This window comes from Streptomyces sp. NPDC042100 (genome assembly GCF_055582325.1).
The window spans coordinates 642,242-658,264 of sequence record NZ_JBVJDK010000002.1 but is presented as its reverse complement, the minus strand read 5'-3'; the positions used below and the strand labels follow the sequence as shown (position 1 = coordinate 658,264).

13 protein-coding genes and 1 tRNA gene are annotated in these 16,023 nt (G+C 72.5%); 13 read left to right on the top strand and 1 reads right to left on the bottom strand.

Features of this window, described 5'->3' with window-relative positions:
* Window positions 1-10 precede the first annotated feature (10 nt).
* The 9 genes from ACZ6J5_RS07140 (at window position 11) to mycP (ACZ6J5_RS07100) (ending at window position 11,159) form a co-directional block, all read left to right on the top strand.
* Window positions 11-2,299, top strand: coding sequence for a hypothetical protein (locus ACZ6J5_RS07140; protein ID WP_469388519.1), 2,289 nt, complete (start codon window positions 11-13; stop codon window positions 2,297-2,299).
* Between the two features lie 14 nt (window positions 2,300-2,313).
* Window positions 2,314-2,988: a hypothetical protein gene (locus ACZ6J5_RS07135; RefSeq protein ID WP_469388517.1), complete on the top strand. Its 675-nt coding sequence runs from the start codon at window positions 2,314-2,316 to the stop codon at window positions 2,986-2,988.
* A 212-nt stretch (window positions 2,989-3,200) separates the two neighbouring features.
* Entirely contained in the window at window positions 3,201-3,743 is a 543-nt protein-coding gene (locus ACZ6J5_RS07130; RefSeq protein ID WP_469388515.1) for a hypothetical protein, read from the top strand.
* 30 nt (window positions 3,744-3,773) lie between these two features.
* Entirely contained in the window at window positions 3,774-5,342 is a 1,569-nt protein-coding gene (locus ACZ6J5_RS07125; protein WP_469388513.1) for a WXG100 family type VII secretion target, read from the top strand.
* Window positions 5,343-5,372: 30 nt separating this feature from the next.
* Window positions 5,373-6,710 carry a type VII secretion-associated serine protease mycosin gene (mycP, locus tag ACZ6J5_RS07120; RefSeq protein WP_469388510.1) on the top strand — a complete coding sequence of 446 codons (1,338 nt, stop codon included), beginning with the start codon at window positions 5,373-5,375 and terminating at the stop codon, window positions 6,708-6,710.
* 352 nt (window positions 6,711-7,062) lie between these two features.
* Complete coding sequence (locus ACZ6J5_RS07115) at window positions 7,063-7,479, top strand: hypothetical protein (protein ID WP_469388506.1); 417 nt, start codon at window positions 7,063-7,065, stop codon at window positions 7,477-7,479.
* A gap of 135 nt (window positions 7,480-7,614) precedes the next feature.
* Window positions 7,615-8,184, top strand: coding sequence for a hypothetical protein (locus ACZ6J5_RS07110; protein WP_469388504.1), 570 nt, complete (start codon window positions 7,615-7,617; stop codon window positions 8,182-8,184).
* 144 nt (window positions 8,185-8,328) lie between these two features.
* Window positions 8,329-9,897, top strand: a complete 1,569-nt coding sequence (locus ACZ6J5_RS07105) for a hypothetical protein (RefSeq protein ID WP_469388501.1) — start codon at window positions 8,329-8,331, stop codon at window positions 9,895-9,897.
* A 17-nt stretch (window positions 9,898-9,914) separates the two neighbouring features.
* On the top strand, window positions 9,915-11,159 hold the full coding sequence (mycP, locus tag ACZ6J5_RS07100; protein WP_469388499.1) for a type VII secretion-associated serine protease mycosin: 1,245 nt from the start codon (window positions 9,915-9,917) through the stop codon (window positions 11,157-11,159).
* Between the two features lie 79 nt (window positions 11,160-11,238).
* On the opposite strand, the gene ACZ6J5_RS07095 is transcribed toward mycP (ACZ6J5_RS07100), so the two are convergent.
* Window positions 11,239-11,310: transfer RNA gene (locus ACZ6J5_RS07095), tRNA-Cys, on the bottom strand.
* A gap of 180 nt (window positions 11,311-11,490) precedes the next feature.
* Between ACZ6J5_RS07095 and ACZ6J5_RS07090 the strand changes: the two genes are divergently transcribed.
* The 4 genes from ACZ6J5_RS07090 (at window position 11,491) to ACZ6J5_RS07075 (ending at window position 15,702) form a co-directional block, all read left to right on the top strand.
* On the top strand, window positions 11,491-12,975 hold the full coding sequence (locus tag ACZ6J5_RS07090; RefSeq protein ID WP_469388497.1) for an MFS transporter: 1,485 nt from the start codon (window positions 11,491-11,493) through the stop codon (window positions 12,973-12,975).
* 275 nt (window positions 12,976-13,250) lie between these two features.
* Window positions 13,251-13,439: a hypothetical protein gene (locus ACZ6J5_RS07085; RefSeq protein WP_469388495.1), complete on the top strand. Its 189-nt coding sequence runs from the start codon at window positions 13,251-13,253 to the stop codon at window positions 13,437-13,439.
* On the top strand, window positions 13,436-13,813 hold the full coding sequence (locus tag ACZ6J5_RS07080) for a type II toxin-antitoxin system death-on-curing family toxin (RefSeq protein ID WP_469388493.1): 378 nt from the start codon (window positions 13,436-13,438) through the stop codon (window positions 13,811-13,813). Before ACZ6J5_RS07085 ends, ACZ6J5_RS07080 begins: the two co-directional genes overlap by 4 nt.
* A gap of 98 nt (window positions 13,814-13,911) precedes the next feature.
* The gene (locus tag ACZ6J5_RS07075; RefSeq protein ID WP_469388491.1) at window positions 13,912-15,702 is read left to right on the top strand and encodes a DEAD/DEAH box helicase; all 1,791 of its coding nucleotides are present in this window, start codon (window positions 13,912-13,914) and stop codon (window positions 15,700-15,702) included.
* The last annotated feature ends 321 nt before the right edge of the window (window positions 15,703-16,023 follow it).

Below are 16,023 nucleotides of genomic sequence, written 5' to 3'. Positions count from 1 at the left end.
TCTGGGCAGGATGAAGACCGCGGTGGACCACTGGTCCGAGATGAAGACCAGACTCGGCCGGCTCGCCGAGGACGCGCGGACCGACATGGCCGCGAAGGCCAAGGACGAGTACTGGCGCGGGGTGAACGCCGAGGTCACCAAGCCGTTCGTGGACAAGACGGCCAAGGAGTTCGCGGACGCGGCGAAGTCGGCGGAAGGCGTCTGGAAGATCCTGCGGGAAGGCTACGCCGCCTTCAAGAAGGCCCAGGACGACCTCAGGAGCATCGCCGACACGGAAGCCAAGGCGCGGGGACTGACCGTGACCGCGACCGGTGCCGTGGAGGCGGTGCGCCCCATCGACGCCCCGGACATGGAGCTGCGCCGCGACCCGGACTATCTCGCGCTGATCCGCAAGGAAGAGGAAGCGATCGGGGCGTTACAGGAGCGCATCACCGCCATCCTGGAGACCTGTGACGAAGCCGACGTGGCCTGCGCGAACGCGCTCCGGGCCAACGTCACCTCCGGCGCGTACGACTTCTCGGCGCCGAAGTACTCCAGCCTCGACGCCGAAGAGGCCCAACGGGCCGTCGACCTGGCAGGGAAGGGCCGGGACCTCACCCCCGACGAACTGGCCCGCCTCAACGAGCTGCTGGCCGACAACAGCGCCTCCGGCGCCTTCGCCCGCGCGTTCTACGACGGCCTGGGGGCCAAGGGCTCGCTGGAGTTCTTCGGCCGGCTCTCCGCCGACACGTTCGACGGCGGCAAGGTGGACGAGGCGCGGCTCGCCGCCGTCCAGGAGCTGCAGAAGAACCTGGGACTCAACCTCGCGCAGGCGACGCGCGGCGACGACGCGTGGGCCGACCGGTGGTCGGCGGAGATGCGCGGACTGGGCACCGAGCGCGTTCCACTGGCCAGGAACGACTACGGCGCCCCCTTCGGGTACCAGCTGCTCGGCGGCGTTCTGCGGTACGGGGACTACAACCCCAGGTTCCTGGTGCCGGTCGCCGAGCATGTGACACAGCTCCATGCCAAGGACCCGGAGATGTTCGCGGCGAACAAGGGCTTCGGCGGGCTCCGCAGCGACCCGTTCAATCCGTCCGGGGTCAACGGAGCCGGCTACGACCCGATGGTGCCGGTGCTGGAGGCCCTCGGGCACAGCCCGCAGGCGGCGAAGGAGTTCTTCGGTAAGGAACCCACGCCGTATACGGAGGACGGGAAGCCCGGGGGCACCTCCGCGGTGAGTGTGAAGTACCTGGAGTTCTTCACCGACGAGAAGTACGCCTCCTTCGCGGACATCGACGGGCGGACCCCGGAGGAGGCCAAGAAGGCGCGCGACTTCCTGCCGGACGCCCTGGGCCACGCACTGGAGGCAGCCACCCTCGGGCACGCCTGGGACGACCCCGACCCGAAGCTGGGCCGGGACGCCGTGACGGTCGAGATCATGGACCGCGTCATCACCCGCTATGGGGACGCGGAGTTCCTCAAGAAGCATCACTCGGCGCTGGCCGACAGCCTGGGGGCCATGGCGGCCGGCTATATCGACGACCTCAACTGGTCGCTGTCCGAAGGTTCTGGCAAGAGCGTCTTCGGCCCGAAGGGGACTGCCATGGACGCGATCGCGGCCCACCGGGACTTCACGGCGCCGCGGACCATGTCGTTCCTCACCGCGCTGGGGCAGCATCCCGACGCCTACGCGACGGTGTCCGCGGCGGAGCGGATCTACGTGACCAGCGTGCTGGAAGCCGAGTTCGACGAGGGCAAGGGGATCCCGGAGGGGCGGGGAAGCGCGGCGGTCCACACGGGCGGCATGGTGCAGGGGGTGTTGGACCGGGCACGTGGCGACCAGATCGAGGCCGAAGGGCAGAAGACACAGGAGGACTACGAGAAGGCCCAGGAGGCGAAAGCCGCCTGGATCGAGTTCGGGACCACGTCCGCCGTCGCGGCCGGTGTCGCGCTCCTGCCCGCGACAGCCGCCGCCGCGGGTGCGGCGGCCATCCTCGTACCGCTCGCCGTGGACACGGGAAGCGGCGCGATCGAGACCCTGGCGGGGCAGGTCATCGGCGACTGGTCGGACAAGTCCGTCGAGGATCACAAGGACGCGGCGGAGGGGAAGACCCACGACGACGTGAGAACCCACTACATCCAGGGGAAGGCCAGCGCCGACGCGCCGCTGATCCGCTTCCTCACCCACCACGGGGGCCTTGTGGACGAGGACGTCCAACAGCGGCTGATCGAGTCCCGGAACAACGGATACATCTACGGGAACACGCTCGGCAGGCCGATGGGGAACCTGCCGCAGACAGAGGGCGAGCAAGAGTGACGGGCGATGAGGGCATGAGGCGTGCGATACGGGCCGTGGGCACCCTCCTGGCCATGTCCCTCCTGCTGACCGCCTGCGCCGGAGAGGAACGGCCCAAGCGGACGGCGCCGGAGCAGCAGTGCGACGGGACCGTCTCCGCCGCCGCGGCGCCCGCCCTGCGCCAGGCCCTCGACACGGAGGCGTTCACCGACGCGCCGAGCGGCTGGCTCGCCGAAGCGACCGGGCAGTTGCGTACGGACTACGAGGACGGCGTCCGCCGCAGTTTCCGCGCGCTCCGGTGCGATATCAAGGCGGACAAGGCGCCTTGGAGGGTGCTGTCCGTCGAATTCGGTCTCTACCATGACCAGGAGCCGCAGGGAATCGCCAGTGTTCCCTTCACGTACCCGTACGAGATGGGCGTGGCGGCGTATGCCGGCTACCGGCAGGGCTATCTCTATACCCAGTGCGTCAGCCCCCGCCTGAAGGGATCGGAACGGGAACCGGCTCGCATCAGGGGGAACCTCGCGGTGACGGGCGCCAAGGCTCCCGACACTCCCGCCACGCGTGAGGCCAACCTCGTCGTCCTGCACTCGATCATGCTCGCGACGGTGAAGGAGCTGGGCTGCGTGAACAACGCGGGGCTTCCGGAGCGGCCGGTGCTCAAGGCGGTGCGGCCGGCCCCCACCTGGCCCCAGGCCCGGCCGTCCTGAGCCCGTGCCGGGGGCGGCCTGTGCCATTGGCATTCGCACCGCGAAACCGGCCTCCGACGGGGGCCGGACGGCGGCCCGGAGCGGACTGAGGCGTGCCCGGTCGTGCCCAAGTCGTAACCAGGCGATCTGCGTTGCTTGTGCAACCCGGAGGTGCGCGCTGTCCGTCGTCCTGACTACCATGAACTCCTGACTTGTCGAACGGGGAGGCGGTTATGGCGGAGGCGACGGACAGTGGCGGCGGGGGAGCGATGAACACCGCGCTGTCCCTGATCCCCCTGCTGGGCGGCGGCATCGGCGCGGCGGCGAGCCTGGCCGTCGAGGTGAACGAGCTGGCGCACCTCAAGGACCGCGTGGACGCGCTGCTCACGACCTTCGAGGGCTCGGAGGCCGGACCGGGCAAGATCGGCGAGGACTGGCTGGAGGAGGCGTCTCTCGCCGGTCCCGGGTTCCACGAGGCGGACTTCCTCTTCGCCAGTTACACCGTCGTCCGGGACGAACTGATCACCTTCTCCAAGGTGCTGGGGCTCCAGATGGAGAGCATGAAGATCGCGATCGACTTCTCCAAGAAGGGGTACGCCGAAGTCGACGACGACATCCGTAGGCGGATGAGGGCGCTCAACACGCAGATCACCGCGCTGCAGGGCGACGACCGGAAGCCGGGCGTCCAGCAGACCGCGAGCGGCACCTCCGCGGAGACTCCGCGGACCGACGTGCCCGCGGCCGGCGGCGACGCGCAGGGCGGCGACTACCAGTGAACCACCGCACGGAAACGGGGGAAGTGACGCATGGGTAAGGGGCCCAAGAAGCCGGAACCGAAGGCGACATCGCTCGAAGGCATGTCGAACGAGCAGCTGCTGGCGATGCTGACTCCCGTCCAGCACGCGCGTGCCGCCGCGCTGTCGGTCAAGCTCAAGAGCGCCGCGGTCGAGATCACCAAGATCGCCGAGTATCTGCGCAACCGCGCCTCGGGCGGCCTCAGCTGGAAGGGCGTGGCGGCGGACTCCTTCGTCGAGTGGACCGCGAACACCGCGAGCGCCACGTTCCACCTCGCCGAGTACACGAGGGTCGCGGGCGTGGCCCTGGAGGACTCGGCCCAGGCGATGGCCCAGGCCCGGAGCGGAGTCGAGGACCTCGCCAAGACGAGCGCCTCGGCGAAGACGGACTACGCGACGGCGCAGCGCGTGCTGAACGCGGCGCGCCACGACCCGGGCGCCGGCAAGACCGAGGTCAAGACGGCGACCGACGACATGAACGCGGCGGCCGGCGCACGCGAGAAGGCCCGCATCGAGGCGCTGATGAAGCTGCGCTCGCTGGGGCAGACGTACACGTTCACGGGGCAGCGGGTGAACGCGGCGCAGCGGCCGGAGTTCCCGCCGCCGTCGGGGATGGACCCGACGTGGGTCGACAGCAGCCGGCACATCCAGCTCCCGGGCAGCGGCTCGCGCACCCCTCGTACGTCTTCGACCTCCTCCTACCAGGGCGGCGGCGACCGGGGAGAGCGTACGGCCACGTCCACGGTCCCCGACCGCGCCGTCGCGCCCGGTACGGACGGAGGGCCGGCCGACAACGGGGGCACCGTCCGGCCGAGGCCGGTGCCGGTCGTGCCCGAGGTCCCCGTCGACCTGGGGATCGACCACGTGACCTCGCCGCCCGACACCCGGCCGGGCCCCGGCACGCCGTCGGTGCCCGGCACGGTGAAGCCGGAGGTGCCGACGTACCCCGGTGGCACCCAGACCACTCCGCCGCCGTTCGTCACGGTCCCCGGCGGCGGGTCCGGCCCGCTGCCGACCGGTGGCGGCGGCGCGGGGAAGGGCGGCGGCACCGCCGGGATGCGTCCGGGGCCCTTCGGACCCGGCGGGACCGCTACGACGCGTCCGCCGCGTGAGCCCGGCATCGTCGGTGGCCGGCCCGTGTCGCCCACCGCGGGCGGCCGGTCCGCCACGGGCATCCCGCGCGGCACGGTGATCGGCAACGAGCAGGCGTACGGGCGCGGTGGCGCGGCCGGTGGCATGAGTCCGCACGCGGGCGGGAGTGGTGGCGGGGGCGGCGCCACCGCGGCCGGTCGCCGACTCGCGGGCGAGCAGGGCGGGGTGGTCGGCGGCCGCCCGCAGAAGACGGGCCAGGCCGGATCCCGTCCCTTCACCCCCGGTGGCACCGGGCTCGTCCGGGGCGGCCAGGCGGGCCCCGGGGCGGGGCCGGCGGCCGGACGCGGCGCCGGAATGCGCGGTGCCGGAATCCGCACGGGCGAGGACCGCCGTGAGGAGCGCGGCGGCGAGCGGCCCGACTACCTCGTCGAGGACGAGGAGACCTGGCAGCAGGGCAGGCGCCGGATCGTCCCGCCGGTCGTCGACTGACCCCGTAGACAGAAGGACTCGGAGAGACTGATGCGAACCAGCAGTGGACGGGCCGTGCGGTCCGGCTCCCTGACGGCAGCCGTCATGGCCCTGACACTGCTGGGCATCGGCGCGACGCCGGCCCACGCCGAGTCCGTGCGCGACATGCAATGGCACCTGGACGCCATGGGCGTGGACAAGATCTGGAAGGTCAGCGAGGGCGACGGAGTCGTCGTCGCCGTCATCGACTCCGGCGTCGACGACACCGTCGCCGACCTCCGGGGACAGGTCCTGCCGGGGACGAACTACTCGCGCCTCCCGGGGGACGAGAACAACGACGTCGACAACCACGGCACCGGGATCGCCGGCCTGATCGCTGCCACCGGCGCGCGCGGGGGCACCCAGGGGTCGTACGGGCTCGCGCCCAAAGCCAAGATCCTGCCGATCCGGATCGTCTACAGCCAGGAGCGGTGGACCGAGAAGGGGCAGATCGACTCGTTCTCGGAGGGCATGGCCAAGGCCATCCGCTTCGCCGCGGACTCCCGGGCCAAGGTCATCAACATCTCCGTCGCCTCCAGCGCGGACCGGATCGGCCCCGAGCTCGCGGAGGCCGTCCGCTACGCGCTCTCCAAGGGCAAGCTGGTCTTCGCCGGTGTGGGAAACACCGGGGACACGGACAACGCCGTCCAGTACCCGGCCGCGACGCCCGGTGTGGTCGGTGTCGGGGGCACGACGAAGACGGCCGCTTGGTGGCCCAAGTCCCAGACCGGTCCCCAGGTCGATCTCGCCGCCCCGGCCGAGAACCTGGTGCACGTCTGCACCAAGGACACCCAGCTCTGCAACAGCAGCGGCACCAGCGACGCGACCGCCCTCGCCTCCGCGTCCGCCGCCCTGATCTGGTCCAAGCACCCGGACTGGACCAACAACCAGGTTCTGCGCGTCATGCTCAACACGGCCGGCAAGGCGAAGAGCGGCAAGGAGCGCACCGACTACATCGGCTACGGCACGATCCGCCCCCTGCGCGCCCTGACCGCCCCCGGCGACCCTGGCCCCGCCGACGTCTATCCGCTGCCCGACCTCGCCGCCGCCGAGGCGTCCGCCTCGCCGTCGGCCTCGGCTTCCGCTTCGGGGACTCCCGCTCCGGCGGACGGTGCTTCGTCCGCTGCTCCCGCTCCTGCCGAGGAGGGGGGTGGCAGTGGCGGTATGTGGATCGCCCTGGGTGTCGGTGCGGCTGTCCTGGTCGGTGGAGCGGTGGCGGCTGTCGTCGTGCGTGCTCGGCGTCGGGCGGCCGTGGTTCCCGTGCCTCCGGTCGCGCCCGCGGCGCCGCCCTACGCTCCCTACGGGGCACCGCAGCCGCCCCAGCAGCAGCAGCCGCCGTTCGGAAGCTGACAGATTGCGCGTTGCAGTCGCGCAGTCATGAGGGGCGGCGGGTAGCGTGAGTGCCCTTCAAGGGGTGGGAAGGGCGCGTCGTCAACAGCGAGCAACCGCAAAGCAGTCGGTCGAGAGGGATGTTTCCCGTCGTTGTTGAGGCCGGGTGCTGAGGGTGGTCGAGGTGTTCGTCGCACGTCGGAGCCCTTTGAGGCCTCGGGGGCGAGGGGACTCGGCTCCGGAGGTGTGGCGGAGACCGGTATGGGGTGCCTGGGGGAGCCCGGCAAGCCCCTTAGCCTCCGCGTGACGTGGGCGGATGTTCCCGCCCGCCCGCACCACGTGCACGGGTTGATCCAGCGGCTCGGGGGAGAGCATGTCGTTCGATCGGGAATGGGCCATGGCCCGGGGCGCCGCGGCCCCGGTCGGCACCCGCCTCAACCAGGCGACCGCCGGGCCGGGCGGGGGCACCGCGGACCTGAGCGTCGACCAGGACAGGCTCGGGGCCATCGGCGGCGCCGCGTACGTCCTGCACGGGCGGCTGGTGAAGGACGGCAACCACGCCCGTACGCAGACCGCCGATGCGGCGACCGGGCTGAAGGCGAGCGGCTTCCGGACCGGCGCCGCGATGGCGGAGGTGCACGACACCTGGTCGTCCCAGCTCGGCACCCTGCTCGACGCCTGCGCCAGCATCTCCAACCACCTCGACTACAGCGCCGCCTCGCACGCGAAGGAGGAGGCGGACATCAAGACGGCTCTCGCCACGTCGAGGATCAACGAGTACCTGAAGTAGCCGGAAGATCGGCTGTGCCGATGATCTGGGCCTTCCCGTGTGCGTCCCGGCGGGCCCGGTTCAGGGGCTGCTGCCGTCGTCGGTCGAGCCCTAGACTCGGGGACGGCCCATTCTCACGGGGGAGGAGCGCCGGGCGTGGAAGCCTACGTGGACGGTTCCGGTGGCGCGTACGCCATGCGGGGCATGAGCAGGGAAGCCGTCAGTTACAACTCCGAGTCCATGCTGGAGTTCAAGAAGGGGATCGACGAGATGATCGCCGATCTCCTGAAGTCTCCGGCGGGCAAGGCGAACATGTCGGCGGAGCCGGTGTCCCGCGCCCAGTTCGGCGGCGGTGGTTCCGCCTGGCTGGAGGCGAACGACCTGTTCGCGTCGTACAAGAACGTGCTCGACGAGCTGACGAGGCTCTCCGGGCTGCTGTCCGACTGCCTGGAGGGCATGGGGATCGCCGTCGGCATGTCCAAGGACGGGATGCAGCGGACGGACGACGACATCCGGTACCGGATGCTGGAGATCAGCCGCCGGACCACCGAGGCGAAGGCCAAGGCCGACCAGCGGGCCGGCTACGACACGACGCCTTCGGGCAAGCCGGACGCGACCGGGAGCGGGACCGGGCCGGACGGCACCGTCCAGCAGCCCGCGCGGCCCGCCGATCAGCCGCAGGCCACCGAGACGGCCGGCGGCAGCGGGAGTGCCGATCTCGGTTAGCGGAGCGGGAGCAGGGGCGGGGGTCTCCGGGGCGGTGCGGGGGGACCCCTGAGGCCACAGGGATCACGGGGATCACAGGGATCACAGAAATCACAGGGATCACGGGGATCACGGGGACCAACGGGGATACGGGGAAGGCGGCTCATGGAGAAGAACGACAATGCCGGAGGCGGCGGGGGGACGGACTTCCGTGCCATGCCGCACCAGCAGATGCTGGACTGGCTGGACGAGGCCAGCAGTTTCTACGTGCGCGACGCCAGCGACCGCCTGAACCACGCCGCGACGAAGATGCGGGAGATCGCCGACGAGCTGAAGAAGCGGCCGGGGCGGGTGGAGTGGCGGGGCGAGGCCGAGAAGGCGTTCATGGAGTGGACGACCAGCCTCGCGAGCACCACGCACAGCCTCGCCGACTACAGCGGGCACTCCGCCAACTGGCTGGTGCAGGCGGCCGACGCGATCTCCGTCGCGCAGAGCGCCATCCCGCGCTACACGAGCAGCGCGTCCGCCAAGGAGAACCTGGAGGCCGCGCGGAAGTACCACAACGACCCCGACTCCCAGCAGATCGCCCGCGACGCGCGCGCCCAGATGGCGCCGGACGGCAGTGACGCCGCCGCCGTCAAGGCGAAGGAGGAGGCCAACCGGCAGGCCGCCGCCGCCGAGATGGAGCGGCTCTCCGGGGCGTACCAGTGGTCGAGCCGGCAGATGGCGAACTTCACGCTGCCGTCGTTCCAGCCGCCGCCGGACGCGTTCGTCCCGCCCGACTCGACGCGCAAGAGGGACGAGTCGGAGTACATCGGGTCCACGACGCGCGGCGACACCCGTTCCGTGGGGACGGACACCGCCTCGACGCGTACGCAGTACGACGTCCGGACGGTCCCCGATCCCCAGGTGGTTCCGCCCTCCCGCGACACCACCGGTCCCACGCATGCCGTCCGGCCCGAGGTGCCCGTGGACCTGGGCATCGACGGCGGCGTGGGTACGGCGCCGCCGCCCGCCATCGGTACGCCCCCGACGACGGGTGTCCAGCCGCCGGTCACCCGGCCGGACACGGGTGTGACGCCGCCGGTCACCCTTCCCGGCGGGCCCGGAGTCGTGCCCCCTCCGTACGGCAAGGGGGGCGGGCCGGGGACGGCTCCGCCCGGCGGCGGCATCCGCACGCCGGCCGGGCCGGTCGGGGTCGGGCCGGGCGCCGGGCGAGGGAGCACCGGACCGCTGCCCACGATGCCGCGTGACGGCATCAGCGGCGGCCGGCCGGTCCCCGGGACGCCCGGTCGGTCCGCCGCCGGTCTCCCGCGCGGCACGGTGATCGGGAACGAGCCCACCGGGCGCGGCGGCAACGCCACGGGCCGCGGCCCCATGGCCGGTCACGGCATGGGCGGTCCGATGGGCGGCGGTGGCACGGGTGCCGCCCAGAGCGGCATCAGCGGCGGCCGGCGCCTGGCCGGTGAGACCGGTGGAGTGGTGGGCGGTCGGCCGCAGCGGCCGGGGTCCGCGAGCGGGCGTCCCTTCACCCCCGGCGGCTCCGGTCTGGTCCGGGGCGGCGCTCAGGGCGAGCCGGCGGCCCGGGGCACCGGACCGGTGGGCCGGGGCGGGGCCGTCCCCGCCGCAGGGCGTCGCGAGGAGGAGCGCGGCGAGCGTCCCGACTACCTGGTCGAGGACGAGGAGACCTGGCAGCAGGGCAGGCGCCGCGTGGCACCGCCCGTCATCGACTGATCGGCGCGAGGAAGCAGATGCGTACCAGCAGTAGGCGGGGAAGCCGTGTCCGGGCGGGGGCCTCGGCGGCCTTGGGGATGCTGCTGGTGGGCATCGCGTCCGTACCCGCGAGCGCGGAGACCATCCGCTCCCGGCAATGGCACCTGGACACCCTCCACGCGGAGGAGATCTGGCAGATCAGCAAGGGCGAGGGCGTGACCGTCGCCGTCATCGACAGCGGCGTGGACGATAAGAATCCGGATCTGGCCGGGCGGGTGCTCGACGGCAGGGACTTCGCCGCGTCCCGTGAGTCCGGCGACGAGCACACCGATTTCGACGGGCACGGCACGGGAATGGCCGGCCTGATCGCCGGGACCGGCAAGGCACGGGGAGGGGACGGCGCGTTCGGGCTGGCGCCCGGAGCCAGGATCCTCCCGATCCGGCTGCCGGATCCGGACCCGAACAGGAGCCGGCAGGCCGCGGACGAGGAGTTCAACGCGATGGCCGCCGAAGCCATCCGGTACGCCGCCGACTCCGGCGCGAAGGTCATCAACATCTCCCAGGGCGCGAAGTCCGGCTCGGAGCGGCTCACCGGAGCGGTGAAGTACGCCCTCGGCAAGGGCGCGCTGGTCTTCGCGGCGGTCGGGAACAGCGGGGACAAGCTGAACGAGGCCGAATACCCCGCCGCGACGCCCGGGGTGGTGGGGGTCGGCGCCATCGACAAGAAGCTGACCCGGATCCCCACGTCCCAGTACGGCCCCCAGGTGGACCTCGTCGCCCCGGGCAAGGACACGGTCCACGCCTGTGGGGGCGGCACCGGGCTCTGCACGTCGACCGGCACCAGCGACGCCACCGCCCTCGCCTCCGCCTCCGCCGCGCTCATCTGGTCGAAGCACCCCGACTGGACCAACAACCAGGTCCTCAAGGTCATGCTCAACACCATCGCCGCCCCCGACGACGGCGCCGGGCGCAACGACTACATCGGGTACGGGGCCATCCGGCCGCTCCGGGCGCTCAAGACGCCCGGGGATCCCGGGCCCGCCGACGTGCGGCCCCTCGCGGACCTCGACGGGGCGGGGGCCGCCACGCCGTCCGCGACACCGTCCGGCTCCGGCCCGGGCTCCGGCTCCGGTTCCGCGGCGCCCGCTCCCGCTCCCGCCGCCCAGTCCGGGGACAGCGGTGACGGCGGCGGCGCCGGCCTGTGGATCGGGCTCGGCGTCGGCGCGGCCGTGCTGGTCGGGGGCGCCGTGGTGGTCGTGGCGCTCCGGTCCCGGCGGGGCTGAGCCGGGCGAGGGGCCCGGCCGGCCGCCTGAGGCCCGGCGTGCGGAAGGGGCGCCCCGTTCGGGGCGCCCCTTCCCTCGGAGACCGTGATCGGAATCGAACCGACGTAACTCGCTTTGCAGGCGAGCCCCTCAACCACTCGGGCACACGGTCGTGGTGGTGACGGGTACGACGTTAGGGGCCGGTGGTCCGGGTGCTCAATGGTTTCGGGCGGCGTGCAACATGACTGCCATACGGGCGCCACAGGGCGTTCACGGGCCTACGACCAAGGGACCAGTTCTTCACCTCCTCGCGACAGGGGTCACCTCCGGCGACGGCCCTTACTCTGGGGGGATGAGCGCCCTCGAACCCCGCGAAACAGCCGCCCCTCCCGCCGCCCCGGCACCTCCCGTAGGCGGCGGAAGCGTGCTCGACCGCGCGCACCGGGCGCTCAGCGTCGGCATCGTCTCCGTGGTCCTGCTCATCGCCTTCGAGGCCACCGCCGTCGGCACCGCCATGCCCGTCGCCGCCCGCGAGCTCGACGGCGTGCCGCTCTACGCCTTCGCCTTCTCCGCGTACTTCACCACCAGCCTCTTCGCCATGGTCCTCTCCGGGCAGTGGTCCGACCGCAGCGGGCCGCTCGGCCCGCTCGCCGCCGGCATGAGCGCCTTCGTCGTCGGGCTGCTGCTCTCCGGCACCGCCGGGACCATGTGGCTGTTCATCCTCGGCCGGGCCGTCCAGGGGCTCGGCGGCGGGCTCGTCATCGTCGCCCTGTACGTGGTGATCAGCCGTGCCTACGCCGAGCACCTCCGGCCCGCGATCATGGCCGCCTTCGCCGCCAGCTGGGTCGTCCCCTCCGTCGTCGGACCGCTCGCCTCCGGCACGATCACCGAGCACCTGGGGTGGCGCTGGGTCTTCGTCGGGATTCCCGTCCTCGTCGTCTTCCCGCTCGCCCTCGCCCTGCCCGCGATACGCCGGACCGCCTCCGGGCCCGCCGACCCCAGCGCCCCCGTCCCGCCCTTCGACCGGCGCCGGATCCGGCTGGCCCTCGGCATCTCCTTCGGCGCCGCGCTGCTCCAGTACGCCGGGCAGGAGCTGCGCTGGCTCTCCCTGCTGCCCGCCGCCGTCGGTGCCGCCCTGCTCGTGCCCGCCGTGCGCGGGCTGCTGCCCCGAGGGACGTACCGGGCCGCCCGCGGGCTGCCCTCGGTGGTGCTGCTGCGCGGGATCGCCGCCGGCGCGTTCATCGCCGCCGAGTCCTTCGTACCGCTCATGCTCGTCACCGAGCGCGGGCTGAGCCCCACGCTCGCCGGGCTCTCGCTCGCCGTCGGCGGGCTGACCTGGGCGCTCGGCTCCTACGTCCAGGCGCGGCCCTGGACCGAGCCGTACCGCGAGCGGCTCATGGTCGGCGGCATGGTGCTGGTCGCGCTCTCCATCGCCGCCGCGCCCAGCGTGCTGATCCACTCCGTGCCCGCCTGGGCGGTCGCCGTGGCCTGGGCGTTCGGCTGCTTCGGCATGGGCATCGTCATCGCCCTGACCAGCGTGCTGCTGCTCAAGCTCTCCGCGCCGGAGGAGGCGGGCGCGAACTCCGCCGCGCTCCAGATCTCCGACGGGCTCTCCAACGTGCTGCTCCTCGCCGCCGGCGGCGCCGCCTTCGCCGCGCTCGGCGGTGGCGCCGTGGGGCACGCCGCCACCGGGGCCGCCACCGGCGCCTCGCATCCCGTCGCCTTCGCCGCCGTCTTCCTGCCGATGGCCGTCGTCGCGGGGGCGGGGGCCTGGGTCGCCACGCGGCTCGGGGTCCGGACGGCTCCGGGGGGCGCCGCCGCCGTCGTCGGCGCGTAGGGGAACCCTCGTACGGCCGGGACGCCCCGCCCGGCCCGCACCGCCCCACTCGGCGCGCCCCACCCCGCCCGCATTCGTCCCGCCCGCCCCTGCCCGGCCGTACGCGCTCCGCCACCGCCACCGGCGAGCTGCGGACCTACGCGCCCGCCGACGGCACCCCCGCCCTCCGGCACCGGACCCCCGCCGGCGCCCCCGCCCTCCGGCACCGCCCCCCGCCCTCGCCCGCCCCGGAAAACAGGTCGCCCCGCCCGCCCGCGCCTCCCTAGGGTCCCCCCATGGAACGCGTGACCCTTTCCGTCGGCGATGACGTCCTCGACCTCGCCGACGCCCGCGGTATCGGTGTCGAGGAGCTCGTCGGCGAGGCCCTGCGGCGGTATGTGGCCGCCGAGGGGGCGGGGGTGCGGGAGGTGGCGCTGCGGCTTGCCGGGCGGCATGCCACGCTGCTGAGGAGGCTGGGGGAGTGAGCACGCGTTTCCTCGGCGTGCGCGAGGTCCTCGACATCGCGGCCGTCGCCTTCGGGGGCGGGGTGCCCGAGCTGCGGGCGCCCGGGCTGCTGGAGTCCGCCGTGCACCGGCCGAGGGCCCGGATGTTCGGCGAGAGCGCCTACCGCGAGGTGTACGAGCAGGCCGCCGCGCTGCTCCACGGGATCGCCGCCAACCATCCCTTCGTCGACGGCAACAAGCGGGCCGCCTGGCTGTCCGCCGCCGTCTTCCTCGGTGTCAACGGGGTCGGTCTCGATGATGTCGATCTTGATCGGGCGTATGCCCTGGTCATCGATGTCGCCGGGGGTGCGGAGGGGGATATCTCGGTCATCGCGGAGCGGCTGCGGGGGCTGTGAGGACCGTCTCACGCGGGGGTGCCGCGGCGCCCCCGTGAGGGGGCGCACCGGTAAGGTGGCCCGGTTGTCATATCTGGACGAGCGTCGAACCGGAGACCGTGACTACTACCGCCACCTCCTCCCATCACCTTTCTCCCGCCTTCCCCGGCCGTGCCCCCTGGGGTACCGCCAACAAGCTGCGAGCCTGGCAGCAGGGCGCGATGGAGAAGTACATCCAGGAGCAGCCCCGTGACTTCCTCGCGGTCGCCACGCCGGGCGCCGGCAAGACCACCTTCGCCCTGACCCTCGCGTCCTGGCTGCTGCACCACCACGTGGTGCAGCAGATCACCGTCGTCGCGCCCACCGAGCACCTGAAGAAGCAGTGGGCCGCCGCAGCGGCGCGGATAGGGATCAAGCTGGACCCGGACTACAGCGCCGGGCCGCTCAGCAAGGAGTACGACGGGGTCGCCATCACCTACGCCGGTGTCGGGGTGCGGCCCATGCTGCACCGCAACCGCTGCGAGCAGCGCAAGACGCTGGTGATCCTGGACGAGATCCACCACGCGGGCGACTCCAAGTCCTGGGGCGAGGCCTGCCTGGAGGCCTTCGAGCCCGCCACCCGGCGGCTCGCCCTGACCGGTACACCCTTCCGGTCCGATACCAACCCCATCCCCTTCGTCGCGTACGAGGAGGGGAACGACGGGATCCGGCGGTCCTCCGCCGACTACACCTACGGATACGGGAACGCCCTGGGCGACGGCGTCGTCCGGCCCGTGATCTTCCTCAGCTACAGCGGCAACATGCGGTGGCGGACCAAGGCGGGCGACGAGGTCGCCGCGCGGCTCGGCGAGCCGATGACCAAGGACGCCGTGTCGCAGGCCTGGCGCACCGCGCTGGACCCGCGCGGCGACTGGATGCCCAATGTGCTGCGCGCGGCCGACCAGCGGCTCACCGAGGTCCGGAAGTCCATTCCGGACGCGGGCGGGCTGGTGATCGCCTCCGACCAGGACTCGGCGCGGTCGTACGCCAAGCTGATCCGCGAGATCACCGGGGCCAAGGCCACCGTCGTCCTCTCCGACGACGCCGGCGCCTCCGGGCGGATCGACGAGTACAGCGAGAGCACCGACCGGTGGATGGTCGCCGTCCGGATGGTGTCCGAGGGTGTCGACGTGCCGAGGCTCGCCGTCGGGGTGTACGCGACGACCATCTCGACGCCCCTGTTCTTCGCGCAGGCCGTCGGGCGCTTCGTGCGATCCCGCAGGCGGGGTGAGACGGCGTCGGTGTTCCTTCCCACCATTCCCAGCCTGCTCGGCTTCGCCACCGAGATGGAAGTCGAGCGCGACCACGTCCTCGACCGGCCGAAGAAGGAGGGCGAGGAGGACCCGTACGCGGAGTCCGAGAAGGAGCTCGCCGAGGCCGAGAAGCAGCAGGACGAGGACACCGGCGAGCAGGACATGCTGCCCTTCGAGGCGCTGGAGTCCGACGCCGTCTTCGACCGGGTCCTCTACAACGCCGCCGAGTTCGGGATGCAGGCGCACCCCGGCAGCGAGGAGGAGCAGGACTACCTGGGCATTCCCGGGCTGCTGGAGCCGGACCAGGTGCAGCTGCTGCTGCAGAAGCGGCAGGCGCGGCAGATCGCGCACAGCCGCAAGCGGCCGGACAGCGAGGCGGACCTGCTGGAGCTGCCGGCCGAGCGGCGGCCCGTGGTTTCCCACAAGGAGCTCCTTGAGCTGAGGAAACAGCTCAACACGATGGTCGGCGCGTACGTTCACCAGAGCGGCAAGCCGCACGGCGTGATCCACACGGAGCTGCGCCGGGTGTGCGGCGGGCCGCCGAGCGCCGAGGCGACCGCCGGGCAGCTCCGCGAGCGGATCAAGAAGGTGCAGGAGTGGGCCACCCGGATGCGGTGACCGGCCCGCCCGGACGGCCCGGACGGGCCCGGACGGCATAGACGAGGGGCCCGTACACAGGCTGTGTACGGGCCCCTCGGTCGTCCCGGGTAACGGGACGCGCAGGGAGGACCGGCCCCCACGGTCGGGCCTCCTGCTCCTCCACGCTAAGGGCGCCTCTTGGGTGATCTTGTCAGCCAAAGTCCCCTGTTCAGCCGACTTAGGTCCCGAACCGCCCGGATCCGGTCGCGCGCGCCCGGATTCTGGACGAGGTCTTCCGCTGAGCGGAGCGGCTCGCTACTGTCCCGGCTCAAGCAAACGCCCCGTGGCAGCGCCGCCGCG